We start from the raw sequence: 23,351 nt of genomic DNA, 5'->3' as shown, positions 1-23,351 counted from the left end.
GTTCGAAGGCGCCGGGCAGGCCCGTTCCGGCCCTCGCCGTAGCGGCGCGGGGGAAGCACCACGAACCCGGTGAAGGTATGTGGTCACCGCACTAGCCACCGCCCGGTGACGCGACAGTGGTCGTTCACCGGGCCGGGCGCCGCTCACCGGCGCCGGTCCGCCCCGTTCCGTCCGCTCGCCGTACCGGCGCCCCGGACGACCACGGGTCCGGTGGGGCGCGACGGCCGCTCCGGGGAGCGGGGTCAGGGGATGAGGCGGAGGATCTCGGCGACGACCAGATCGGGCTCGTCCTGCGGGACCATGTGGCCGGAGCGCCGGGCCAGGACGTGGCGGCCGTGGGGCTGGGCCTCGGCGAGCCGCCGGTGGCTGGCGACGAGCTCGGGGCGGACGCGTCTTTCCACCCTGCTGGGGCTGAGCACGCCGCTGATGACCGTGACGGGGACCGGCGGCAGCGCGGCTTTCGAGGAACGCAGGCGGGCGAACCCCTCGGCCAGGGCGGCGTACTCCGCGAGCGTGGCGCGGAGCTCGGACGGGCGGGTCATCTCGGCCAGTGCCTCGGCCTGCATGTCCGGCGGGAACAGCGCGAGAATGCGGCGTAGCTCGGCCGGGACGATCTTGACGCCGAGCGCGGCGAGCCCGGCCATGACGGAATGGACCGCCATCGTCACGGCTCGTATCCCCTTCCGGTGGTAGAGGTCCAGCTCCTCGGCGGCCTGGTCGACGAGCACGAGCCCGGCGACCCGTTCCGGGTGGGCGGCCGCGTAGGAACGGATGATCGGCCCGCCCAGGCTGTGCCCGGCCAGGACGTACCGCTCCTCGCCCAGATGGTCGAGGAGGTGCCCCAGGTCCTCCACCATCCGCTCCAGGTGGCGGCGGTGCGGGTCACGGTCGCTGCGGCCGAGCCCGGCCCGGTCGTAGGCGACGACCCGGGTGCGCTCGGCGACCGCGGGCATGACCAGCCCCCACTCGACGCGGGAGGCCCCGAGCCCGGACTCCAGGACGACGACGGGCCGTCCCTCGCCCCGGCCGACATAGTGCAGCCGTCGCCCGTCCGGCAGGGGCGCGTACCCCACTTCGCCGAAGACGCTAGACATTGACGCTCTCCTCCCGGACGGGAATCAGGTCGTTACGGATGGTACGGGCAGTGGACGCGATGATCAGCCCGGCGGCCAGTCCGGGCAGGACGATCGAGGTGATCGCGCCCGCCGTGCCGTAGGCCTTCTCCACGGTGCTCAGCAGCGCCGCCCCGGCCAGCCCGCCCACCGCGAGGCCGACGCCGAACAGGCTGGCGGTGTAGCTGCGCCCGGCCGGAGCGGTCACCGCGACCATGATCAGTGTGATCATGGGGACGATCAGCGGGGTCAGGACCAGGCCGACGAAGAAGGCGGCCAGCGTCAGGGGCAGGGCCGGCGCGAGCGCGCCCGCCGCGAAGGCCGCGGCCGAGCAGGCCATGACCCACGCGACGACGGCGGGCACCCTCCGGGCGTCGGACTGGAAGATCGGGTCCAGCCGCCGCCCGAGCGTGACCAGCACGACGACGGCCCCGGCCGAGCAGCACGCCGTGAACAGGCCGCGGACGTCGGTGTCCAGACCCCAGCGTTCCTTGAGGTGGACCGACAGGAACGTCGCGGCCGGGACCAGGAGCATGCCGTAGGCGACGAAGGCGGCGAAGACGCGGCGCAGCGTCCGGGAGCGCAGCAGCCCTCCCCGGCCGGTCGGCACCTCGTCGTAGCGTCCGATCCCGGGGTCGCGCAGTCGTACCGCGGACAGGCAGCCCAGCATCGACAGCACACCGAGCACGGTGTAGACCGCCCGCCAGTCCAGGCCGAGCCATCCGGTCAGCGCCGAGACCGTGAGCGGGCTCAGGACCGCGCCGGCGGGCATCGCGGCGCCGTACAGGGCGAGGACCCGGCCGCGTACGGCGGGCGGATAGAGGTCGGCGAGCAGCGGCGAGTGCAGCGCGATCTGGCTGCCGTTGGCCAGGCCGCTGACCAGGAGCAGCGCGCCCAGCGTCCACAGGTCGCCGGCGAACGCGATCGCGAAGGTGGCGGCGCTCCACGCGAACCCGGTGACGATGGAGACCGCGGCACGGATCGGGCGGCCTCTGACCAGCGCGGACATGAGGAACGGGGCGACGCCGACGGCCAGGAGCTGGATCGCGAGCAGGGAGGTGAGCGCGCCGGTGGAGACGCCGAGCGATCCGGTGATGTCCGGCGCGAGCACGTTGAGCGCCTGGTTCACGAACGCGTCGGTGATCGCCAGCATGCCGACCGCGATCACGGGATAGAACCTCATGACGGATCGAAGACGATCGGCTTGACCTCGCCGCGGCTGTACAGCGCGGCCTGGCCGGGCATGGACACGCTCCACGAGCGCATGCCATACCCGCTCAGCGCGACGATCCTCAGGCAGGGACCTCCGGCGAAGGCCGTGCCCTCCGCGTAGTAGGTCGACCGCAGGGACACGTCGAGGTCCAGCGCGCCGCCGCGGCCCGGCACGCCCGGCAGGAGCTCGTGCCCCTCCCCGTAGGTTTCGTAGACCCCGTCGGGCACGGCCCGCGCGGCCTGTTCGACGGCGTCCAGGAGGTCGTCGCCGGAGATCCGCGTCCGCCACGAGATCCAGGCCGTCGCGTCCGCCGACTCCGGGCGGGCGCGGCCGTCGAAGGCGAGCAGCCGGTGCAGGAGCCGTCTGTGCCCGCCCGGCCAGCCGCGGATCCGGCCGGGCTCCGCGGACGCGGCGGCCAGGAGCCTCGCCTGCCAGGTCGCGGTGTCCGGCCACCGGTCGTCCAGCGCCCACGCGGTCGCCTCGGGGACATCGACGGCGAAGGCGCGGGGCAGCAGCTCGGCGAGGCGTCTTCCCCGGCTCGTGTCACGGCCCGGCTCGTCGTTGAAGACGTCCGGATGCCACCGTTGCGGCGCCAGGGCCGGATCGGGCGTGACCGTGTCGGGGGCGGTGTTGCAGTTCTGCAGGTATCCGGAGGCGGGATTGCCGATCTGGACCAGGTCGGACGCCGGGCGGACGCCGAGCCAGGAGGTGGCGGAGGTGTTGCCGTCCAGTACGCCGCCCTCGCCGGAGGACCTGACCGGCACCCGCCCCGCGCGCAGGTAGAAACAGTCGCCCGCGGCGTCGGCGGCCAGCACGTTCTGGGGCGGGAACGCGCACGCCTCGAACGCCGCGCGCAGCTCGGCGACGTCACGGGCGCGCACCATGGCCATGAACTGCTGCTCGGTCTCCCCGGCCAGCCCCATGTACGGCGTGCACACCACGTAGACCGCCTCGTCGTCCCTGGCCAGGACGGGCGCGACCACCCCGTTGTGGACGACGTACTCGTGGCCGTCGTGCCGCAGGACCTTCCTGGGCTCGCCGTCGTACAGGTAGACGTCGCCGTCCACGGCGATCCGGTAGGCGTCCGCGACCCGCGGTCCCCCGGTGGTCAGGCCCCAGGCGCAGGTCCGGTTGTGGGCCAGCGGGGGCAGCATGGCTCCGAGGAAGCCGAACCCGGTGTAGTGCAGGTCACCGGCCTTGACGACCGCCTCGTACATGGCGAAGGCGCCGCCGAAGGGCAGGTGCGGGTCGCTGACCACGATCGTCTCACCGGTCGCGGTCCGCCACGGCCGGATCACCCAGGCGTTGGAGCCGAGAGGGGCGTAGCCGACGTCCTTCTCCGAGGCCGGGGCGGCCGAGAGCGCACCGGACGCGCGGAGCGCCTCGACGCCGTCGGTGATGATCCAGAACAGCATGACCGCGCGGTTGACGCCGATCGGCAGGGCGGGCTCCAGCGGCGGCGCCCAGGCGGGGACGCGCTCGGGATGCTCGTCCATCCAGGCGCCGATCCCGGCGACGAAGGCCTCGTAGCAGACGCGCAGCCCGGCGGGGAGGGCGTCGAAGCCGCGCCGGGCCTCCTCCAGCACCTGCCAGCGCCGGTGGACGGCGTCCCGCTCCGGGTCGCCGAGCTCGCCGCGGACCAGCAGGTACTGCCTGAGCACACCGTGCAGGTCGTCCTCGGCCTGCGCGTAGCCGAGCCCGTAGTAGGCGGCGGGTTCGCTGGACGCGTCGAGGAGCGGCATGCCGTACGCGTCCCGGTGGATCCGCACCGATCCCCAGGAATTGTTCATGCGCCAACCTTGGGTGAAGACCAGCCGTAATTCCTTGTCCGATCGGATGAGGAATCGTTACGGCCTTTGGCCGATACTTCACGGATGAACCAGGTCGAATACCTCGAACCATCACTCGCCCAGGTGGTCGAGCGGATCGGGGCCGGCTACGTGACGGTCGTCGCCGCGCCGCGCGGGACCGAGATCCCGGTCTCCGGGCCCGCGATCCACGATCCGCTGAGCGGCGCGCCGCCCCGCCCCGGGTCGATGGTGCTGCTGGTCGGGCTGACCGCGGGGACGCCCGGCGCCGCCCGGGTGCTCCGCGGGCTCGGCGGTGCGGCGGCGGCCGTACTCCGGTCCGACGCGGCGAGCGCCGCGCCGCTGGCCGAGGCCGCGGCCGAGGCGGGGGTCGCCCTGGTCGCGCTGGAGTCGGCGATGTCCTGGAGCCACCTGCACACCCTGGTCGAGGACACGGTCCCGCTGGGCGAGAACCTGGTCGCGGTGCCCGGCCGTGACCTCGGCAGCGTCGCGGTGCCCGGCCGCGACCTCGGCAGCGTCTCGGTCGGCGACCTGAACGCGCTGGTCAACGTCATCGCCGAGACGCTCGACCGGCCGGTGGGGATCGTGGACACGCAGTGGCGGCTGCTCGCCTACTCGGCCGTGCCCGGCCAGGTCAACGACGACCTGCAGCGGGACGTCATCATGCACAGGGTCGTGCCCGCCAGGAACGCCCCGCGGGAGACACGGCGGCTGCTGCTGACCACCGGCCGCGCGCTGCGCTTCCTCACCAACGCGCCGTACGACACCGCCGAGTACACGATCTGGCGGGTGGGCGCGGGCATCCGCAACGGCCTTGAGCCGCTCGGCATGCTGTGGGTCCTGGAGGGGCGGGACCAGCTCCCCGACGACAGGCTGGTGCTCGTCGAGGAGTTCGCCCGGCTGGCGGCCGTCCACCTGCTGCGGGCGCGAACGGCCAGGAGCGTCGACCGCGAGCGCCGCGGCGAGCTGGTCGGGCAGGCCCTGGACGGCACGAACCCGCGGGCCGCCTGCCGCCGCCTCGGCCTCGATCCGGACTCGGGGATCGCGGTGCTGGCCGTGGCCGAGACGGCCGATGGGAACGGTCCATCGGGTGAGCACCTCCTCGACGGCGTCGCGACCTACTTCGACGCCTACCGGCGCTCGGCCGCGTGCGTGCTGCGCGACGACACCGTCTACTGCCTGATGCCCACGCCGGACCTCGCCGTGCTCAGGGAGATCGCCTCCGACCTCACCCGGAGGCTCAGCCCGCGCCGCCGCCCGGTGGTGGCCGTCGGCGGCCGGGGGAGCGCGGACGATCTGCCGCGCTCCCGTCGCCAGGCGGATCTGGTCCTGGCCGCGCTGCGGGGCTCGGGCACGGCCGTGGCCACGATCGACGATGTCCGCGCGGCGGCGACGCTCATCGAGGTGGGCTCCCTTCTCGACGACCATCCCGGCCTGCTCCTGCACGAGGAGGATCCGGCGTCGGGCGACGTCGCGGACTCCGCGCTGGCGTGGATCGAGTGCCACGGGGACGTCCGCGCCGCCGCCCGGCGTCTGGGCGTGCACCCCAACACGCTCCGCTACCGGATCCGCAGGCTCGCCGCCGGAGGTCTCGACCTGGCCGATCCGGACACCCGCCTGGTCACCTGGCTCCGGCTCCGGCTCCGGCGAGGAGGGCCGGGGCCGGCCGGTCAGGAGTGAGGACCGGGCAGCGGTGTCAGGAGTGAGGACCAGGCCGCGGTGCGGGGCGTGAGGACCGGGCCGCTGTGTCAGGCGGCGGATCCGGCCATGCCCGCGCCGAGCAGGGCGAACGCCCGTTCCGCGTCCGCGACGGCCTCGGGGTGGACCTCGTCCGCGGTGCGCCCGGCCACGAGCTTGCGCCAGTTCTCGCGGGAGAGCACCTGGTGGACGGCGACGAGCTGGGCGGCGGCCAGCCGCGGGAGCAGGTCGTGCGGCCCGGCGGCCGTCGCCTCGCGCAGGGCCTCGGCCAGGGCCTCCTCGTCCCGCGCGAGGTAGCGCACGACGCTCGTCAGCAGGGCCGGGGTGGAGTACACCAGGTTGTGGAAGCTCAGCACCGCGGGATGGTCGTTGAGGCCGGTGACGGGCTCCCGCTCGCGCAGCCCGGTCAGGAAGTGGCGGCGCAGCGCGGTCAGCGGCGGCTCACCGGGGGCGCGGCCGCGCACGACACGGGCCCACTCCCCCTGGTGGTCGGCGATCCGGTGCAGCACCAGGTCTTCCTTGCTCGGAAAGTAGCGAAACAGCGTCGGCTTGGAGACCTCGGCCGCCGCGGCGATGTCGGCCACCGAGACCCGGTCGAAACCGTGGGTCAGGAACAGTGAGATCGCGGCATCCGAGATGGCCTGGTGTGTCCGCTCCTTTTTGCGTGCTCGCAACCCTGTCCGCTCGTCCACGCCGTTCACCGTATCACCTTGCACAACCGAGCCTCTTTTCTTACTCAGTTGCTTTTTTAACCTGGTTGCGTTTTTGTGGTGGCCGGACACGAGACGTCCACGGAGACGAGGAGACGAGCATGACCGATGTGCTGATCGTGGGAGCCGGACCGACCGGGCTGACCCTGGCCTGTGACCTCGCCAGGCGCGGCGTCGCCGTACGGATCATCGACAGGGCACCCGGGTCCACGGCCGGCTCGCGCGCCAAGGGGCCCAACCCCCGCAGCCTTGAGATCCTGGCGGACCTGGGCGTCGTCGAGGCGATCCTCGCCTCCGGCGTCGCGCCGCTGCCCATGCGCAAGTACCGGGACGGCCGGCCGATCACCGACACCGACCCCCACGAGGGATCCGTCCCGGCTCCCGGCGCCCCCTACGACCGGGGGTGGCTCATCCCGCAGTGGCGGGTGGAGGAGATCCTGCGGGACCGCCTGGCCGAGTACGGCGTCGGCGTCGAGACGGGCACCGAGCTGACGGGGTTCGAACAGGACGGCGACGGGGTCGTCGCCACGCTCGCCGGCGGCGGACACGTCGCGGCGTCCTACCTGGTGGGCTGCGACGGAGGGCACAGCGGCGTCCGCAAGGCGCTGGGCCTGAGCTTCGACGGCGAGACCGACCGGACGCAGGTGATGGTCTGCGGCGACGTCGAGGCGGACGGGCTGGACCGCGGCTACTGGCACCAGTGGTTCGACGAGGACGGCGGCGTGCTGCTGTGCCCGATGCCCGGCACGTCCTCGTGGCAGTTCCAGGCCACCCCCGAGCGGGACGCCGGGGGCGGTCTCGTCGAGCCGTCGCTGGAGAGCTTCCAGCGGCTCTTCGACCGGTACACCCGGGTCCCCGGCGTCCGCCTGGCCAACGCCACCTGGCTGTCGACCTACCGGGTCAACGTGCGCATGGTCGACCGTTACCGGGTGGGACGCGTCCTGCTGGCGGGCGACGCCGCGCACGTCCACCCCATCGCCGGCGGGCTGGGCATGAGCACCGGCATCCAGGACGCCTTCAACCTCGGCTGGAAGCTCGCGCTGGTCGTGACCGGCCAGGCGGGGGCCGGCCTGCTCGACACCTACGAGGAGGAGCGCCTGCCCGTCGCCGCCTGGACGCTGGACATCACCTCAGACCGCCTGCGCGCGGCCATGGAGGCGATCAGGGAGCCGGGCGGCGGCCTGGACGTGGTGGTCACCCGGGAGACGACCAACCTGGACCTGGGATACCGGTGGAGCTCGCTGTCCCGGCAGCCGGACGGGTACGACGGCCGGCTCCGGGCCGGTGACCGCGCCCCGGACGCGCCCTGCCGGGACGCCCGCACCGGCGCCCCGGTGCGCCTGTTCGAGGTGTTCGCCGGGCCGCACTTCACCCTGCTCGGTTTCGGCGCGGACACGGCCGGAGCACTGCGGGAGGTGGCCGCGGCGCGCGGCGACGCCGTACGGGCCTGCCCGGTGGGGGCGGGACCGGAGGGGCTGCTCGACGACCGGGGACACGCCCGGTCGGCCTACGGGACGACCGGCGCGCTGGTGCTGGTCCGGCCCGACGGCCACGTGGGGCTGATCGCGCCCGCCGGTGACTCCCGGGCGGTGCTCGGCTATCTGGACGGCCTCGGCCGCTGACGGGGCGAGAGGGCCCGAAGGGAGCCGAGAGGCGTCGGCGGGAGGAGGGCGGGCACCCCCGGCGGGTCAGAGCCGGGGGCGGGCGCCCAGGTGGGCGATGGCCTTGGCGGCCAGGCGGCAGCCGGAGGCGAGGGCGTCAGCGGGGGGCTTGCCCTCCAGCCAGGCGGGCAGGAAGCCCGCGGTGAACGCGTCACCGGCGCCGGTGCCGTCGACCACGCGCTCCACGGTCTCGGCGGGCGCCTTGACCGGCTCGGCGTGGCTGTTGGTGTACCACAGCGCGCCCTTGTCGTTGAGCTTGACGACGACCTGCGGGAACCAGGCGGTCAGCACCTTGGCGGCGGCCGCCGGGTCATCCCGGCCCGTCAGGACCTTGGCCTGGTCGGCGTTGGCGAACAGCAGCTTGGCGTTCTGGGTCCACTCCAGGAACGGCTCGGCCCCGGTCCGCTCCAGGGGGGCGGAGGAGGAGCAGTCGACCGAGACGGACATGCCGGCACGGCGGGCCAGCTCCAGCGCGGCCAGGCCCGCCTCGCGGGAACCCTCGTTGATGAGGGTGTAGCCGGAAAGGTGCAGGTGACCGCCCTGGACGAACAGGTCGCGGGGCAGGTCCTCCGGGGACAGGGCGGCGTTCGCCCCCGGGTCGGACAGCATGGTGCGCTCGCCCTTGTGGGTGACGAGCACCACGCAGGTGCCGGTGGGCCGTTCGGGGTCCATGACGAGACGCGCGTCGACGCCGTAGCCCATCAGCTCCATGTCGCGGTTACGCCCGGTGATGTCGGCACCGCGCCGGCCGATGAAGGCCACCTCGGCGCCCTCGACCGCCAGCCAGGAGGCGATGTTCGCCCCCGAACCGCCGCCGTGCATGGTGACGATCGCCGGTGTGTCGCTGGCCCTGGCCAATGGGTAGCGGGCCCTCGCGACCGCGTCGGTCATGAGATCGCCCACCACGACCACCCGCGTCATGATGTCACCACCTTGCTGCCTTCGATGCTGACGTACCTCTAGCCGCGAAAAACTTAACAGCTTCCGGCCAGCGTATGGGGTCCGGACCGGACAGCGCGCCACAGTCGATGCACAAGCGTTGCGTTAACCTGCCCTAATCTGCCCGGTCGGCCGGAGATATGTGATTGCCGTCTACTCTCGGGACTGTGGAGGCTGCTCAGTATCCCGCTCACTGGGAGGCGGACGTCGTCCTGTCGGACGGCGGCACCGCTCACGTACGCCCGATCCGGCCGGCCGACGCCGACCGGTTGCGTTCCTTCTACTCCAGGCTCTCCGAGGAGTCGATCTACTTCCGCTTCTTCGGTCCCCGGCCCCGCCTCTCCGAGCGGGAGATCACCCGCTTCACCAACGTCGACTACGTCGACCGCGTCGCGCTGATCGCGCTGATCGGCACGGAGATGGTGGCGGTGATCCGCTACGACCGGATCGAGCCGGGGGAGGCCGAGGTGGCCTTCCTGGTCGAGGACGCCCACCAGGGACGCGGGGTCGCCTCGGTGCTGCTGGAGCACCTGGCCGAGACGGCCCGGGAGCGGGGCATCACCCGCTTCGTCGCCGACGTGCTGCCCGCCAACCGCAAGATGATGGCCGTGCTCAAGCAGGTGGGCTACACCGCGCAGAGCCGGTTCGCCGACGGCGTGGTCCGGATGACCCTCGACCTCACCCCGACCGAGACCTCCCAGGAGGTCACGGCCTCCCGCGAGCACCGGGCCGAGTCCCGCTCGATCGAGCGGCTGCTGTCGCCCGGCTCGGTCGCGGTCGTCGGCGCGGGCCGGGAGCCGGGCGGCGTCGGCCAGACCGTGCTGCGCAACCTGCTCGCCGCCGACTTCACCGGCCCCGTCTACCCGGTGCACCGCGAGGCGCGGGCCGTGGCCGGGGTTCGGGCCTACCCCAGCGTGACGGCCATCGACGGCGAGGTGGACCTCGCGGTGCTGGCCGTACCCGCGGACGGGGTGATCGAGGTGGTGAAGGAGTGCGCGGAGAAGGGGGTGCGCGGGCTCATCGTGGTCTCCTCCGGGTTCGGCGAGACCGGTCCCGAGGGGCGGGCCAGGCAGGACGAGATGGTCCGCATCGCCCGCGCGTACGGCCTGCGCGTCGTCGGCCCCAACTGCCTCGGGGTCGCCAACACCGACTCGGCGGTCCGGCTGAACGCCACGCTGGCCGCGACCATCCCGGGACAGGGCAGGGTCGGCTTCTTCAGCCAGTCGGGCGCCCTGGGCACCGCGCTGCTGCAGCGGGTCGCCCAGCGAGGCATGGGCATCTCCTCGTTCGTCTCCGCGGGCAACCGCGCCGACGTCTCGGGCAACGACCTCCTGCAGTACTGGGAGGAGGACCCGAGGACCGACGTGATCCTGCTCTATCTGGAGTCGCTGGGAAACCCCCGCAAGTTCGCCCGCCTCGCGCGGCGGATCTCCCGGCGCAAGCCGATCGTGGTGGTCAAGAGCGGCGGCACCACCCAGGGGGTGCCCACCGGCCACGCCGCGCCCGTCCTCGGCCTGCCCGACACCGCGCTGAGCTCGCTGTTCGAGCAGGCGGGGGTGATCCGGGTCGACGACCTGATGCAGCAGTTCGACGTGGCGCAGCTGCTGGCCTACCAGCCGCTGCCCACCGGGCCGAGGGTCGGCCTGGTCAGCAACTCCGACGCGCTGGCGCTGCTCGCGGTCGACGCCTGCGTGCAGGCCGGGCTCGACCCCAGGCCTCCGGTCAACCTGGGCGCGCGGGCGGGCGCGGTGGAGTTCGGCGCGGCCCTGACGTCGGTGATCCCGGACGTGGACGCGGTGGTCGTCATCTACATGCCGCCGATCCCCGGCCCTGCCGAGGAGGTCGCCGCCGAGCTGCTGAGGGTCTCGCACGACTGCGGCAAGCCCGTGCTGGCCACGTTCGAGGGGAAGATCGGCGTGCCGCGCGGCCTGCGGACCGGCGCCGTCCCCGGGCGGGGGTCGATCCCCTCCTACGCCGCGCCCGAGGAGGCGGTCCGCGCGCTGGCCCACGTGGTACGGCACGCGCGCTGGCGGCAGCGGCCCGCGGGCCAGCCCGAGGAGATCGAGGGCGTCGACACCTCCGGGGCGCGGCGGCTGGTGCTGGCGAGGCTGCGGGAGGCGGGCCTGGAGGACCGGGTGGAGAGCAGGGTCGAGATCGACCCCGCCGAGCTGCTCGCCTGCTACGGGCTGACCGTCTGGTCCGCCGAGGTGGTGCACTCCCCCGAGGAGGCCGTGGCGGTCGCCGAGCGGCTGGGCTGGCCGGTCGTGCTGAAGGCGGCCGACCCGGAGGCGGCCAAGCGCGCGGGGACGGTCCGGCTCGGGCTGGCGGGGCCCGACGGAGTGCGCGAGGCGTTCTCGGGCCTGAAGGAGCAGCTCGGCCGGGACGCGGTGCTCGCCGTACAGCGGATGGCCCCGCAGCCCGCGGTGCCGACCGTGGTCAGCGTCATCGAGGACTCCGCGTTCGGCGCGGTCGTCTCGTTCGGGCTGGGCGAGGTCACCGCGCGCCTGCTGCGGGACAAGGCCTACCGCCTCGCCCCGCTGACCCGCGAGGACGCGGCGACGCTGGTCAGGGCGCCGCACGCGGCCCCGCTGCTCTTCGGCGAGTACGGCTACCCGCCGGTCGCGGTCGAGGCGTTGCGGGAGCTGCTGGTCCGGGTCGGGCGGCTGGCGGACGATCTCCCCGAGGTGGCCAGGCTGGACCTCGATCCGGTGCTGGTGGGAGAGTCCGAGGTGATCGTGCTGGGGGCGCGCGCGGTGCTGAGCAGCATGCAGGGACCCAGGGTCGACGCGGGGCCGCGCCGTCTCGGCGCCGTCCCGGTCGAATCTCCTCCGGACGGACCGGTGCGGCCTCGGCGGGGGACCGATCAATCGTAATTACGGCAAATTTGCAAATTGGCCACTTAAACCTTCAAAGCAGTCGCATTTGGTCGGGAGCGTATTTTTCGCCGAGGGCCGAACCTCGTGCGCTCCAGGCGAAAGCGCTGCCCCGGACAGGGCAGGATGGACCCATGAGGGAAACCCGACTCTCGGCCGCCGGCCTGCGTGACGCCATCGATCGCAGCGGCTACTATCCCGACCTGGTCGCCGACGCGGTCGACTCCGCACTGGGCAAGGAGCAGGTGAACGCCTATGTGGTGCACCACGAGGCCACCTTCGACCCGGCCATGGAAGTGCGCAGGCACGTCACCGTGCTGGTGCTCTCCCCGACCCGCCTGCTCGTCTGCCACACCGACGAGCACTCGCCGGTCGAGGGGGTCTCGGTCTCGCACGCGTCCACGACCACCGAGGCCGTGCGCCTGAGCAGGATCCAGTCGGTCGCCGTCACCCGGGTCGTCCCCGACCCCGCCTCCTACGTGCCGGGCGTTCCGCCGACCGAGGTCACGCTCACGATCGGCTGGGGCGCCATCTCCCACGTCGACCTGGAGCCGGCCACCTGCGGCGACGAGAACTGCGAGGCCGACCACGGATACACCGGCGCCATCACGGCCGACGACCTCTCCCTGCGGGTGAGCGAGGCGGCGGACGGCCCCGAAGCCGTCTCCCACGTGCTGGCCTTCGCCAAGGCACTGTCGGAGGCCACCGCCCGCGACGCCTCATGACCGCCCCGCTGATCCCCGCGTACGGCGAGGCCTCGCTGGCCGACCTGTCTTCCTCGCTCCTGGCCGTGCTGGGAATGAAGACGGACGGGACGGGGAGCACGGGCGGGGGAACGGGCAACCCGCTGGGCCTCGAACCCGCCGGGCGTGTCCTGCTGTTCCTCGTCGACGGCCTGGGCGCCGAGCTGCTGCGCGCCCACCCGGAGACGGCCCCCTTCCTGTCCGCCAGGCCGGGCAGGGTGCTCACCGCGGGTTTTCCGGCCACCACGGCGACCAGCCTCGGCACGCTGGGCACCGGCCTGGCCCCGGGAGAGCACGGCATGCTCGGCTACCGGCTCGCCGTGCCCGGCGCCGGATACCTGCTCAACTGCCTGCGCTGGACCGCCTCGGGCCCGCTGATCCCGCCCGACGAGTGGCAGCCGACCCCGACGGTCTTCGAGCGCGCCGCGGCGGCCGGGATCCCCGTGAGCTACGTCGCCCCGTCCGCGTTCGGGCCGACGCCGTTCAACCGGGCCGTCTACCGGGGCGTCGGCTTCGTCGGCGCCGACACGCTCGACGACCGGGTCGAGGGGGTGCGCGCGGCGCTGGCCGAGCCCCGCGCCCACGTGACGGTCTACTACGGCGACCTCGACGCCGCCGGTCACCGTTTCGGCTGGGGCTCCCCGGAGTGGCTCGAACAGCTCGCCGTCGTCGACGGGCTGGCCGAGCGTCTGGCCGGCACGCTCCCGCCCGGGTCGGCCATGTACGTCACCGCCGACCACGGCATGGTCAACATCACCGAGCGGATCGACGTGGACGACGCCGCCGACTGGGCCGCCGCGCTGCGCGAGGGCGTCGCCCTGCTCGGCGGGGACGGCCGGGCCCGTCACGTCTACACCGCCCCGGGCGCGGCCGGGGCCGTCCTCGACACCTGGCGCGGCGTCCTCGCGGGCAAGGCGTGGGTCGTCTCCCGGGAGGAGGCCGTCGAGTCGGGCTGGTTCGGGCCGCGCGTGCGGTCCGGCTGGCTGCCCAGGATCGGCGACGTCCTCGCGGTGCCCCACACCGACTGCGCGATCGTCGCCTCGGTCGCCGAGCCGGTCGAGTCGTCGTTCGTCGGTGCGCACGGTTCCCTGACCGCCGCCGAGCAGCATGTTCCTCTGTTGGAGGTAAGCACCCGATGAGCCCGCTGATCACTCCGTCCGAGCTGGCCGAGCTGGCCGGGCCGGCGATCCTGGACGTGCGCTGGAAGCTCGGCGGCCCGCCCGGGGCCGAGTCCTACCGCGAAGGACACGTCCCCGGCGCCGTCTTCTGCGACCTGAACGCCGACCTCGCAGCCCCGGCGGGACCGCTGGGCCGCCATCCGCTGCCCGCGCCCGGCGCCTTCCAGGACGCGATGCGCCGCCTGGGCGTCTCCGGCTCCCGCACCGTGGTGGTCTACGACGAGGCCGACTCGACCGCCGCCGCGCGGGCCTGGTGGACGCTGCGTTACTTCGGCCACTCCGACGTCCGGGTCCTGGACGGCGGGCTGCGCGCGTGGATCTCGGCGGGCCTGCCCGTCGCCGAGGGCGAGGAGCGGGCCGCGGCGCCCGGCGACTTCGTCGCGCGCCCGGACGGGATGCCCGTGCTCGACGCCGGGCAGGCTCAGGAGCTCGCCGCCGACGGGGTGCTCCTGGACGCCCGCGCCGCCGAGCGCTACCGGGGAGAGGTCGAGCCGATCGACCCCGTGGCCGGGCACATCCCCGGCGCGATCAGCGCTCCGACGAGCGAGAACGTCGATCCGGCCGGGCGCTTCCACCTGCCCGACTTCCTGCGCGAACGCTTCAACACCCTCGGCGCCGTTCCCGGCGTGCGGGTCGGCGTCTACTGCGGCTCCGGGGTGACGGCGGCCCACGAGGCGCTCGCCCTGGAGGTGGCCGGCATCCAGAGCGCCCTCTACGTCGGTTCCTGGTCCAACTGGGTCGCCGACCCCGCGAGGCCCGTCGCGACCGGCTGACCGCCGGCCACCGTACCGGCGGCCCACCGGATCACCGGGCGACCGGCTCCGTGCCGTCCGTCGCCGTGGGCGGGTCCACGGGCGGGCCGCCGTAGCCGAAGCAGACGAAACCGGCCACTTCCGTCTTGACGCTCGCCGTGGCGAGCGCCTCGGCGGGGGAGTGGCCGGTGGCCAGCAGCTCGTGGAAGACCGTCATGAGCGTCAGGGTCTCCTCGTCGCGCACCGGCACCAGGCTGGCCACCACGCACTGCGTGCCCAGTGACAGGAAGGTGCCCGCCAGTCCCAGCGGCGCCCCGTCCGCCGGGGCGTGCGCCATGCCCGCCTCACACGCCGACAGCACGACCAGCCGGGGCGGGGTGCGCAACCGCAGCAGGTCGTAGGCCATCAACCGGCCGTCGTCGAGGTCGATGCCCGACAGCAGCGGGCTGCGCGGGCAGAACGTCCCGTGCGCGGCCAGATGCGCCACCTCGGCCCGCTCCAGCGCCGCGATCACCGCGGGGCGCAGCGCCGCGACCCGTTCCGTCCCCGGATGGAGGTCGCCGACCATGTCCGCCTCGGCCTCCGCGCACCGCAGTCCGGGACCGGTCACCGCCACGACCCTCCCGTTCCGCGTGGTCCGCGCCCGCCGCCCGGCGAGCCAGGCGGCGGCCCCCGAGGCCACCGAGACCTGACGCCCGGTGTTCATCGGCAGGACGGGCCAGGGCAGGGTGTGCAGCGCCCCGGTCGGCACGACGACCAGGGGCCGGTCGCCGAGACGGCCGAGCAGCGGGCCGAAGAGCAGCCGTTCCAGCAGCGACGCCTCCCCGGCCACGCCGGGTCTCCTCCCGTCGCGCAGGTGCGCCCGGCGCAGGCCGTACCTGAGCCGGACCGTGGCCTCCGCGGCGGCGGTGAAGGAGCCCAGGCGGCGCAGCAGGACGCGCTCCGGGGTGACCGCGACGGCGACCAGCTCGTCGTCGTGCCGGGCGAACTCCACCAGGACCGCGTCGCCGAGCGCGGCCCTGAGCTCGTCCACCCCGGGGGCGACGGGCCGCGCCGCGCCTCCCACGACCGACCGCCACCGCTCGGCCCAGGCCAGGAGCGTCCTGGCCCGTCCGGTCCGCAGGGCCAGGGCCAGGCCGAACCCGGCCAGCGGCTCACCGGTCCTGACGGCGTGGGCGCGCACCGCCGGGTCGCCGACCCCCGCCGCCTTCGCGCCGGCCTCGGCCAGTCCCGCCCGCACGGCCGCGAAGGCTCCGCGCCGGTCTCCCGCCAGCTCCCGCAGGAGCGCCGTGGCGTGACGGGAGACCGTCCCGGGGCCGAGGCGGGTGAGGCGGGTGAGGCGGGTGAGCTGGTCTCGGGCGCTCTCCCGGTCGCCGATCCGCAGCGCGGTCTCGGCCGCGGTGAGCCTGAGCGCCGCCGAGACCTCCCGATGCCCCGCGCCGCCGAGGGCGTCGGCGCACGACAGCATCCCGGCCAGCAGCCCGCCGTCCGGGGGGCCGAGCGCCAGCCGGGCCCGCAGGAGGATCTCGGTGGCGAGCGGCACCAGGGCGGTACGGCCCTGCGCCGCGAGGTCCGCGGCGGCCCGCCGCGCGCTCTGCCCGGCGCGGTGGGGGTCTCCGGCGCGCAACTCGGCCCTGGCCAGCAGGAGACGGGCCTCGGCCAGAGCCACCTCCGCGCCCGCCGCGGCCAGTTCCGGCACCGCCAGGTCGAGCAGCGTCCGCGCCTCGCCGGGCAGATGGGCCGCGATCAGCGCCTCGGCCAGGTCGCAGCGCATCGCCGCCAGCCGCTCCGGATAGCCGAACAGGCTGCTCTCGGCCCGCCGGTAGGCCGAGAACGCGGCGGGCAGGTCTCCGCGCCGCGCGGCCAGGAAGGGCAGGTTCCCCTCGGCGAGCACGAGCACGTGGTCCAGCCCCGCCTCCGCGGCCAGCTCCGCGCACCGGGTCAGATCGGCCTCCGCGGTGTCGAACTCGCCGAGGAACACCCGGGCCAGCCCACGGTTCAGCATCGCCCCGGCCAGGAACCTGGTGTCGTCTCCGAGGAGACCGACCGCGCGGTCGCAGTGGTCGGCGGCCTCGGCGTAGCGGCCCAGCCTGACCAGGGCCACGGCCCGGTGGACGCCGAGCTTGGCCACCTCGACCGGGCTGAGATGGGGCTCGGCGGCCTCGGCGACGGCCAGGGCCTGCCGGGGGCGGCCGAGCTCGGCGCTGACGTGGACCAGCGAAAGGCGCGCCTGCGCCGCCCTGCGCGGCAGACCGGCGGACAGCGCGATGCTCACCGCCCGGTGCAGGTGCTCCTCGGCCAGCGGCAGGTCCCCCAGCTCCCTGGCGGCCACCGCCAGCGCCCGGTGGGCGATCGCCGCGGCCTCTCCCGCCGTCGCCGCCGAACGCAGCACCGCGTGTGCCGCGGCCCTGGCCCGCGCCGGGTCGCTGCCCGACAGCTCCAGCGCGCGCTCCGCGGCGGCTATCGCGTCGTGGCGGCCCACCTACGGGCGGATCCGGGTCCAGCTGGTGACGACCGGGCACTCCTCGGGCCGCCTGCACACCACGCTGAACCAGCCGGGAGGCAGCCCGGTGACGGCGAACTGGCCCGTCGCCGAGACCTCGCGCGACTGGGTGAGGTGCGGCGTGCGGACCTCGACCGTCGTGCCCGCCTCGGGGAGAGGCGACACCTGCCCCGCCAGGTCGACCAGGCCGTCCACCGAGGTGATCTCCAGCTCCACCGTGAGCTCGGCGGCCGTGAAGCGCAACAGCCGTCCCTCCTCCGCCGACCGGACGCCAAGCGGGGCGGGCACGGCCACCGGCAGGGCCGTCGAGGCGCCGGGCAGCCGCAGGCCGAAGGCCGCCCTGGCCGAGGCGGAGACGTGGGCGGGCACGGGGTCCCTGCCCGCCGTCAGGCGGAGCGCGGCGACCAGGGACTCGTCGTCGATCGCGGGTGGGCGTCGGGTCACGGTTTCGCCTCCTGGGCGGTGAGCATGATGCGTAGCCGGTTCAGGCAGCGGCCCCGGGTGGGACCGTAACTGCCGCTGGGCATGCCCAGCCGTCCGGCCAGCTGGTGGACTCCCGCGTCGGGCGCCGTGGCCATCAGCAGGAGCAGCGAACGGCAGGGTTCGTGCATCGCCTCGACGGCCTGCCACAACCGGCGGCCCTCGTCTGCGGAGAGCACGGTCAGTGCCGGATCGGGATGGACCTGCCCGGCCGGTGCCCGGCCGGAGGCGGCGTGCTCGTCGTCGGCCGGATCCGCGACGAGCCGTTCGCCCCGGGTGCGCCTGCTCAGGAGGGAGGCTTCGCGTCTGAGCGTGGTGAGCAGCCATGCGCCGATCCGCTCGGGATCGCGAACGGTGTGCAGGCTCTCGACCAGCCTCAGCCACGTCCCCTGCACCGCGTCGGCCGCGTCCGCGGCGCTCAGGCCGTGGGCGCGTGCCACCGCCCAGAGACGACCGGAGAACCGGGTGACCAGCGCGTCCCACGCCGCCTGGTCTCCCGCCAGTGCGGCGTCGATCGTCTGCTGGTCACTCACCGGCGCCTCCGAGATCACGTCGAACACCCTGGGTGTTCGCGCGAAGACTTTGGGTGAGACTTTACCTCGGCGTGGGCACGACAACCCCCAGATCGGGAATTTGCCGGGTCCTCAGCGGATCGAGAACGCGCGCCACGGCCTCCTTCGGGGGCAGGCTCCGCGCCGCCGCCGCGATCGCCCCGCTGACCGCGGCGGCGGCGAAGGAGGTCCCGCTCCACCGCGCGTAGCCCTGGAACGCTCCGTGATGGAGGAAGGCGCTCGCCGGCCATTCGCCCCGGGCACAGGCGTCCACCCAGGGGCCGTAGGCGGAGAACGGCGCCCTGCTCTCCTCCGCCGCGTCCAGCGCGCCGACGGCGACGACCCCGGGCAGCGCGGCGGGCCAGAACGGGCGCGCCGAGGCCGTGTTCCCGGCGCAGGCCACCACGGCGGTGCCGGTCAGACCGGCCAGCGCGGCCTCGACCAGCGGTGAGGGCCGGTCGTCGAAGGTGTGGCCGCCGAGGGAGAGGTTGAGCACCCCGGGTGGATCGTTCCCGAGCCTGCCCAGGACGCGCAGCAGTCCCGCCTCGTCCCCGACGCCGCTGCCGTCCAGCACCCGCAGCGGGCGGATCCACGCGGCCGGGGCCGCCCGCAGGATCAGGCCGGTGACGAAGGTGCCGTGCCCGGCCTGGGCGTCCAGCAGGCCGTCGCCGTCCGAGTCGGGTGTTTCCGCGGCCTCGTGCCGCTGCTCCTCGAACCAGGGGCGCTCCCGCCACCAGGGGTGCGCGCTCAGGCCGGTGTCGGCCACCGCCACGGTCACCGTCTCGCCGCCGGGCTCACCCGCCTCGGGGGCGGGCGGAGGATCGGCGGGGAAGGGACGGGAGGCGGGACCCCCGAAGAAGAGCGGCTGGCCCGCCAGCACGTGGTTGGGGGAGGCGGCGTGCCCCCGGTCGCGCAGTGCGGTCACCAGGTCGCAGACGTCGACCCCGGGAGAGAGCCGTATGCGGAAGACCCCGCCGGCCTCGGCCGCGGCGGCGGTCCACCGGGCGGCGGCGGCCGCGCCGGAGGCGTCGGTGAGCAGCTGGCCGGGCCTGATGAGCGCGGGCGCTCCGGTGACGGGCTCTACCCTTTTGATATCGGCGTCCATCCGGCACTCCAGGGGTGATCGCCAGGTCGATGGGTGTCTTCCTTTCAGAGGATGCCGTAGTCGCGCCCGCGCGTCGCAACATCTCGGTATGACCCTCCTCTGGTGCCGCGTCGCGACCGACGGTAGTCTCTCCTTCAGTCACTTGTGATCATCCTGGCGAGGCCGTTGGGGAAGGCGCACCTCGTACGAAACGGGAGGTCCGGTGTCTGCTCGTGGCGTGCTTTACGTCCACTCAGCTCAGCCTGCGCTGTGCCCGCATATCGAATGGGCGGTCGCAGGTGTCCTTGGCGTCCCCGTAGACCTGACCTGGACGCCACAGCCTGCCGCGCCCGGTCACGTGCGCGCACAGGCCGAGTGGGAGGGCCGGCAGGGGATCGCGGCGGCCATCACCTCATCCCTGATGGGCTGGCAGCGGATCCGCTTCGAGGTCACCGAGGACGCCTCACCGGGTGTCGACGGATCACGGCACGCCTACACTCCGTCACTGGGCGCCTTCACGGCGGTGATCGGGGCCACGGGCGACATCCTGATCCCCGAGGACCGGCTGCGCTCGGCCATGCTGATGGCACGGCAGGGCCGGGTGGTGCTGGAGGAGGAACTGGACCGCATGCTCGGCAGGCAGTGGGACGCCGAGCTGGAGTCCTTCCGCTACGCGGGCGAGGGCGCGCCGGTCCGCTGGCTGCACGCCGCCGTGTGACGGCGGGCACGGCCGGTCCGTGCCCTGTCGTCCCCTCGTGTGCCGCTGTGCGCCTCCCTGTGCCGTCGTGAGCCGCCGCGCGCCGTCTCCCGCCGGGGAAAGATCGGGCCGGGGTCCCGGCCTCCGTACGGCGGGCTCAGGGCGCCGTCCCGCGGGCGGGGGATCCCGGGGCGGAGACGGCGGCGGTCACGTTCGGTGACCGGCCGCCGGGGCGGGTGTCCGGGTCCGGGCCGCCGCCGGAGGGGCGCGGCCGTCGCGGGAGGCCGTCACGGAAGAGCACGACGCCCCCGTACGGCGGGGCCGTACGGGGGCGTCGTGGAACGGTTCAGAGCGGGATGTTGCCGTGGGCGCCGCGGGCCGGGGTGGCCTGGGCCAGGACCCTGGCGATCGCCCCACGGGTCTCCTCGGGCCTGATGACCTCGTCGACCACGCCGAGCTCCATGGCGCGCTGGAGACCGCCGGCGAGGATCTCGTGCTCCTCGGCGAGCCTGGCCTCCAGGGCCGCGCGCTCCTCCTCCGGCGCGGCGGCCAGCTCACGGCGCTTGAGGACGCGGACGGCGGCGACCGCGCCCATGACCGCGATCTGGGCGGTCGGCCAGCCGAAGACCCTGGTGGCGCCCAGCGAGCGGGAGTTCATCGCGACGTAGGCGCCGCCGTACGCCTTGCGGGTCACCAGGGTGACCCTCGGCACCGAGGCCTCGGCGAAGGCGTGCAGGAGCTTGGCGCCGCGGCGGACCACCCCGCCGTGCTCCTGGCCGACGCCCGGCAGGTAGCCGGGCACGTCGACCAGCACGACCAGCGGCACCCCGAAGGCATCGCACATACGGACGAACCGCGCCGCCTTCTCCGCCGAGGCGGAATCCAGGCAGCCGGCCAGCCGTATCGGGTTGTTGGCGATCACACCGACGGTCCGGCCGCCGAGCCGGCCCAGCGTGGTGACGACGTTGGGCGCCCACTTGGCGTGCAACTCGACGCCCGGCTCATCGAGCAGGCCCGCGACCAGCGGCTTCACGTCGTATGCGCGGCGGGCGTTCTCCGGCAGCAGGCCGGAGAAGTCGATCTCCTCGACCTCGGCGCGGATCCGGCCCTGGTGGCCGAGGAGCACCGTCAGGCGCCGGGCCTGGACGTAGGCGTCGCTCTCGGTCTTGGTGACCACGTGGACGACGCCGCTGCGCCTGCTGTGCGGCTCGGGGCCGCCGAGCCCGGCCATGTCGATCTGCTCGCCGGTGACGCTGCGGACCACGTCGGGGCCGGTGACGAAGATGCGGCCCTCGTCGGCCAGGATCACGACGTCGGTCAGCGCCGGGCCGTACGCGGCGCCGCCGGCCGCGGGGCCGACCACCACCGAGAGCTGCGGGACCGTGCCGGAGGCCCGGGTCATCGCGGCGAAGACGCGGCCGACGGCGTGCAGCGACTCCACGCCCTCGGCGAGCCGGGCGCCGCCGGAGTGCCACACGCCGATGATCGGGATCCGCTCGCGGACCGCGACGTCGTAGGCGTGCACGATGTGCTCGCAGCCCTCGCCGCCCATGGCGCCGCCCTGGACGCGGGCGTCGCTGACGAACGCCACGACCGGCACGCCCTCCACGCGGCCCGTCGCGGAGAGCACGCCGCTGCGGTCCACGGGAGAGATCAGCCGGACCGAGCCCTCGTCGAGGAGGGACGCGAGACGCACCTGGGGGTCTCGGGGATCGGTGTCCTCCCCGTCGGAGACACCGGTCACCACCCCATCGTCGAGCACGGTCATCGCGGGGTTCCCGTCAGACGCTGGTGAAGGCGACGGCGACGTCGTGCCCGCCGAACCCGAAGGAGTTGTTGATCGCGGCGATCTGGCCGTCGGGCAGCGCGCGCGGCTTGTCGCGCACGATGTCCACCTCGACGCTGTCGTCGAGCTCGTCGATGTTGATCGTGGCCGGTGCGATCCGCTCGTGCAGCGCGAGGATGGTGAAGACCGACTCGATGCCGCCCGCGCCACCGAGCAGGTGACCGGTCATCGACTTGGTGCTGGTGACCAGCGGGTGAGCGCCGATGACCTCGTTGATCGCGAGCGTCTCCACCACGTCGCCCGCGGGCGTGGAGGTGGAGTGCGCGTTGACGTGCTTGATGTCGGCTCCGGTGAGGCCGGAGTTCTCCAGGGCGCGGCGCATGGCCAGGATGACCCCGGCGCCGGTCGGCTCGGGCTGGGCGATGTGGTGGGCGTCCGCCGAGTAACCGACGCCCGCGGCCACCGCGTAGATCTTGGCGCCACGCGCGAGGGCGTGCTCCTCGGACTCCAGCACCACGATGCCTGCGCCCTCGCCCAGCACGAACCCGTCGCGGGCCTTGTCCCACGGCCTGGAGGCGAGCTGGGGCTCGTCGTTGCGGGTGGACATCGCGCGCATGGCGGCGAAGGAGCCGATGTTCAGCGGGTGGATGGCCGCCTCGGTACCGCCCGCGACGACCACGTCGGCCCGGCCGGAGCGGATCATCTCGATGGCGTAGCCGATCGACTCGGCGCCGGTGGCGCAGGCGCTCACGGTGGCGTGCACGCCGGCGCGGGCGCCGACCTCGATGCCGATCCAGCCGGCGGAGCCGTTGGGCATCAGCATCGGCACGGTGAACGGCGAGAGCCGCTGCCAGCCCCTCTCCTTGAAGGTGTCGTAGGCGGCCAGGATCGTGGTGATGCCACCGATCCCGCTGCCCACGACCACGCCCAGGCGCTCCGGATCGACCTTGTCGATCGCGGCGTGCGCCCAGGCCTCACGGGCGGCGACCAGGGCGAACTGCTCGGCCCGGTCCAGCCGCCGTGATTCCGGCCGGGGCAGCACCTCGGTCGGGTCCACGGCGGCCACGGCGGCGAACTTCACCGGGACGGAGTCGACCCAGTCCTCGGTGAGGTTGCGGACCCCGGACTGACCGGCGAGGAGCGCCGACCAGGTCGAGGCGACGTCCCCACCGAGGGGCGTGGTCGCGCCGAGCCCGGTGACGACGACACGTACCTGGTCTGTGTTCACGTTCTTGCGCTCCTTGTGAATCGCGGGTCAAAACCGGTTGGTTCCCAGAGGACTTTTCAGTTCTGGATGAAGTTGATGACGTCCTTGACGGTCTTGAGGTGCTTGAGCTGCTCGTCGGGGATCTCGACGCCGAACTCGTCCTGGGCGGCGACGGCGATCTCGACCATCGACAGCGAGTCGATGTCGAGGTCGTCCACGAAGCTCTTCTCCGGGCTGACCTCGGAAGCCGGGATCCCGGTGATCTCGTTGATGATCTTGCCGATGCCGGCGAGGATCTCCTGCTCGGTCAGGGCCATGTCGAGGTTCTCCTTGAATAGGGTGACAGATCGGTGTTC

The 23,351-nt window shown here is 73.9% G+C and carries 19 protein-coding genes; 7 read left to right on the top strand and 12 right to left on the bottom strand.

From position 1 onward, the window contains the following. Nucleotides 1-242: 242 nt before the first annotated feature. The 3 genes from AB0N02_RS44030 to AB0N02_RS44020 are packed head-to-tail and all read right to left on the bottom strand — an operon-like array spanning nucleotide 243 to nucleotide 4,115. Nucleotides 243-1,094, bottom strand: coding sequence for an alpha/beta hydrolase (locus tag AB0N02_RS44030; RefSeq protein ID WP_363960466.1), 852 nt, complete (start codon nucleotides 1,092-1,094; stop codon nucleotides 243-245). Further along, on the bottom strand, nucleotides 1,087-2,295 hold the full coding sequence (locus AB0N02_RS44025) for an MFS transporter (protein ID WP_363960463.1): 1,209 nt from the start codon (nucleotides 2,293-2,295) through the stop codon (nucleotides 1,087-1,089). The genes AB0N02_RS44030 and AB0N02_RS44025 overlap by 8 nt, the downstream gene beginning before the upstream one ends. Further along, complete coding sequence (locus AB0N02_RS44020) at nucleotides 2,292-4,115, bottom strand: penicillin acylase family protein (RefSeq protein WP_363960461.1); 1,824 nt, start codon at nucleotides 4,113-4,115, stop codon at nucleotides 2,292-2,294. The genes AB0N02_RS44025 and AB0N02_RS44020 overlap by 4 nt, the downstream gene beginning before the upstream one ends. An 84-nt stretch (nucleotides 4,116-4,199) precedes the next feature. Between AB0N02_RS44020 and AB0N02_RS44015 the strand changes: the two genes are divergently transcribed. Then, on the top strand, nucleotides 4,200-5,813 hold the full coding sequence (locus AB0N02_RS44015) for a helix-turn-helix domain-containing protein (protein ID WP_363960459.1): 1,614 nt from the start codon (nucleotides 4,200-4,202) through the stop codon (nucleotides 5,811-5,813). A gap of 68 nt (nucleotides 5,814-5,881) precedes the next feature. On the opposite strand, the gene AB0N02_RS44010 is transcribed toward AB0N02_RS44015, so the two are convergent. After that, the gene (locus AB0N02_RS44010; protein ID WP_363960456.1) at nucleotides 5,882-6,523 is read right to left on the bottom strand and encodes a TetR family transcriptional regulator; all 642 of its coding nucleotides are present in this window, start codon (nucleotides 6,521-6,523) and stop codon (nucleotides 5,882-5,884) included. A gap of 119 nt (nucleotides 6,524-6,642) precedes the next feature. On the opposite strand from AB0N02_RS44010, the gene AB0N02_RS44005 reads away from it, so the two are divergent. Beyond that, entirely contained in the window at nucleotides 6,643-8,163 is a 1,521-nt protein-coding gene (locus AB0N02_RS44005; protein ID WP_363960453.1) for an FAD-dependent oxidoreductase, read from the top strand. 66 nt (nucleotides 8,164-8,229) lie between these two features. On the opposite strand, the gene AB0N02_RS44000 is transcribed toward AB0N02_RS44005, so the two are convergent. Beyond that, nucleotides 8,230-9,123, bottom strand: coding sequence for a sugar kinase (locus AB0N02_RS44000; RefSeq protein ID WP_363960450.1), 894 nt, complete (start codon nucleotides 9,121-9,123; stop codon nucleotides 8,230-8,232). 185 nt (nucleotides 9,124-9,308) lie between these two features. Between AB0N02_RS44000 and AB0N02_RS43995 the strand changes: the two genes are divergently transcribed. The 4 genes from AB0N02_RS43995 to AB0N02_RS43980 all read left to right on the top strand — a co-directional run bounded on the left by AB0N02_RS43995 (nucleotide 9,309) and on the right by AB0N02_RS43980 (nucleotide 14,708). Further along, on the top strand, nucleotides 9,309-12,014 hold the full coding sequence (locus AB0N02_RS43995) for a bifunctional GNAT family N-acetyltransferase/acetate--CoA ligase family protein (protein WP_363960447.1): 2,706 nt from the start codon (nucleotides 9,309-9,311) through the stop codon (nucleotides 12,012-12,014). A gap of 134 nt (nucleotides 12,015-12,148) precedes the next feature. After that, complete coding sequence (locus AB0N02_RS43990; RefSeq protein WP_363960444.1) at nucleotides 12,149-12,739, top strand: DUF5998 family protein; 591 nt, start codon at nucleotides 12,149-12,151, stop codon at nucleotides 12,737-12,739. Further along, nucleotides 12,736-13,896: a nucleotide pyrophosphatase/phosphodiesterase family protein gene (locus AB0N02_RS43985; RefSeq protein ID WP_363960441.1), complete on the top strand. Its 1,161-nt coding sequence runs from the start codon at nucleotides 12,736-12,738 to the stop codon at nucleotides 13,894-13,896. Before AB0N02_RS43990 ends, AB0N02_RS43985 begins: the two co-directional genes overlap by 4 nt. After that, nucleotides 13,893-14,708 (top strand): sulfurtransferase, encoded by an 816-nt coding sequence (locus AB0N02_RS43980; protein WP_363960438.1) that lies wholly within the window; start codon nucleotides 13,893-13,895, stop codon nucleotides 14,706-14,708. Before AB0N02_RS43985 ends, AB0N02_RS43980 begins: the two co-directional genes overlap by 4 nt. A 31-nt stretch (nucleotides 14,709-14,739) precedes the next feature. On the opposite strand, the gene AB0N02_RS43975 is transcribed toward AB0N02_RS43980, so the two are convergent. The 4 genes from AB0N02_RS43975 to AB0N02_RS43960 form a co-directional block, all read right to left on the bottom strand. Next, complete coding sequence (locus AB0N02_RS43975) at nucleotides 14,740-17,169, bottom strand: CHAT domain-containing tetratricopeptide repeat protein (RefSeq protein ID WP_363960435.1); 2,430 nt, start codon at nucleotides 17,167-17,169, stop codon at nucleotides 14,740-14,742. Next, the gene (locus tag AB0N02_RS43970; RefSeq protein WP_363960432.1) at nucleotides 17,170-17,634 is read right to left on the bottom strand and encodes a hypothetical protein; all 465 of its coding nucleotides are present in this window, start codon (nucleotides 17,632-17,634) and stop codon (nucleotides 17,170-17,172) included. It abuts the gene before it with no gap. Continuing rightward, nucleotides 17,631-18,203 carry a sigma-70 family RNA polymerase sigma factor gene (locus AB0N02_RS43965; RefSeq protein ID WP_363960429.1) on the bottom strand — a complete coding sequence of 191 codons (573 nt, stop codon included), beginning with the start codon at nucleotides 18,201-18,203 and terminating at the stop codon, nucleotides 17,631-17,633. Before AB0N02_RS43965 ends, AB0N02_RS43970 begins: the two co-directional genes overlap by 4 nt. A 61-nt stretch (nucleotides 18,204-18,264) precedes the next feature. Then, nucleotides 18,265-19,326 carry a S8/S53 family peptidase gene (locus AB0N02_RS43960; protein WP_363960426.1) on the bottom strand — a complete coding sequence of 354 codons (1,062 nt, stop codon included), beginning with the start codon at nucleotides 19,324-19,326 and terminating at the stop codon, nucleotides 18,265-18,267. A 202-nt stretch (nucleotides 19,327-19,528) separates the two neighbouring features. Here AB0N02_RS43960 and AB0N02_RS43955 point away from each other — a divergent pair, with 202 nt between their 5' ends. Beyond that, nucleotides 19,529-20,023, top strand: a complete 495-nt coding sequence (locus AB0N02_RS43955; protein WP_363960423.1) for a DUF3145 domain-containing protein — start codon at nucleotides 19,529-19,531, stop codon at nucleotides 20,021-20,023. A 325-nt stretch (nucleotides 20,024-20,348) separates the two neighbouring features. Here AB0N02_RS43955 and AB0N02_RS43950 read toward each other — a convergent pair whose 3' ends face one another. From AB0N02_RS43950 to AB0N02_RS43940, 3 genes are read right to left on the bottom strand one after another with little or no spacing between them, the layout of a single operon-like run. Further along, entirely contained in the window at nucleotides 20,349-21,770 is a 1,422-nt protein-coding gene (locus AB0N02_RS43950) for a carboxyl transferase domain-containing protein (RefSeq protein ID WP_363960420.1), read from the bottom strand. Nucleotides 21,771-21,783: 13 nt separating this feature from the next. Beyond that, a complete protein-coding gene (gene fabF / locus AB0N02_RS43945; RefSeq protein WP_363960417.1) occupies nucleotides 21,784-23,016 on the bottom strand; it encodes a beta-ketoacyl-ACP synthase II in 1,233 nt (410 codons plus the stop codon). A gap of 56 nt (nucleotides 23,017-23,072) precedes the next feature. Further along, complete coding sequence (locus tag AB0N02_RS43940; protein ID WP_271220373.1) at nucleotides 23,073-23,312, bottom strand: acyl carrier protein; 240 nt, start codon at nucleotides 23,310-23,312, stop codon at nucleotides 23,073-23,075. Nucleotides 23,313-23,351 lie beyond the last annotated feature (39 nt).

The organism is Streptosporangium sp. NPDC051022 (assembly GCF_040683035.1).
Taxonomy (GTDB): domain Bacteria; phylum Actinomycetota; class Actinomycetes; order Streptosporangiales; family Streptosporangiaceae; genus Streptosporangium.
Note: the sequence above shows the minus strand (reverse complement) of the source record. Positions and strands in the feature narration are given on the sequence as shown.

Excerpts from the sequence above, each read along its gene's own strand:
- AB0N02_RS43940 (WP_271220373.1), bottom strand. The coding sequence starts at position 23,312 with ATGGCCCTGACCGAGCAGGAGATCCTCGCCGGCATCGGCAAGATCATC.
- AB0N02_RS43985 (WP_363960441.1), top strand. The coding sequence starts at position 12,736 with ATGACCGCCCCGCTGATCCCCGCGTACGGCGAGGCCTCGCTGGCCGAC.
- AB0N02_RS44020 (WP_363960461.1), bottom strand. The coding sequence starts at position 4,115 with ATGAACAATTCCTGGGGATCGGTGCGGATCCACCGGGACGCGTACGGC.
- AB0N02_RS43950 (WP_363960420.1), bottom strand. The coding sequence starts at position 21,770 with ATGACCGTGCTCGACGATGGGGTGGTGACCGGTGTCTCCGACGGGGAG.
- AB0N02_RS44030 (WP_363960466.1), bottom strand. The coding sequence starts at position 1,094 with ATGTCTAGCGTCTTCGGCGAAGTGGGGTACGCGCCCCTGCCGGACGGG.
- AB0N02_RS44025 (WP_363960463.1), bottom strand. The coding sequence starts at position 2,295 with ATGAGGTTCTATCCCGTGATCGCGGTCGGCATGCTGGCGATCACCGAC.
- AB0N02_RS43960 (WP_363960426.1), bottom strand. The coding sequence starts at position 19,326 with ATGGACGCCGATATCAAAAGGGTAGAGCCCGTCACCGGAGCGCCCGCG.
- AB0N02_RS44000 (WP_363960450.1), bottom strand. The coding sequence starts at position 9,123 with ATGACGCGGGTGGTCGTGGTGGGCGATCTCATGACCGACGCGGTCGCG.
- AB0N02_RS44015 (WP_363960459.1), top strand. The coding sequence starts at position 4,200 with ATGAACCAGGTCGAATACCTCGAACCATCACTCGCCCAGGTGGTCGAG.
- AB0N02_RS43980 (WP_363960438.1), top strand. The coding sequence starts at position 13,893 with ATGAGCCCGCTGATCACTCCGTCCGAGCTGGCCGAGCTGGCCGGGCCG.
- AB0N02_RS44005 (WP_363960453.1), top strand. The coding sequence starts at position 6,643 with ATGACCGATGTGCTGATCGTGGGAGCCGGACCGACCGGGCTGACCCTG.
- AB0N02_RS43990 (WP_363960444.1), top strand. The coding sequence starts at position 12,149 with ATGAGGGAAACCCGACTCTCGGCCGCCGGCCTGCGTGACGCCATCGAT.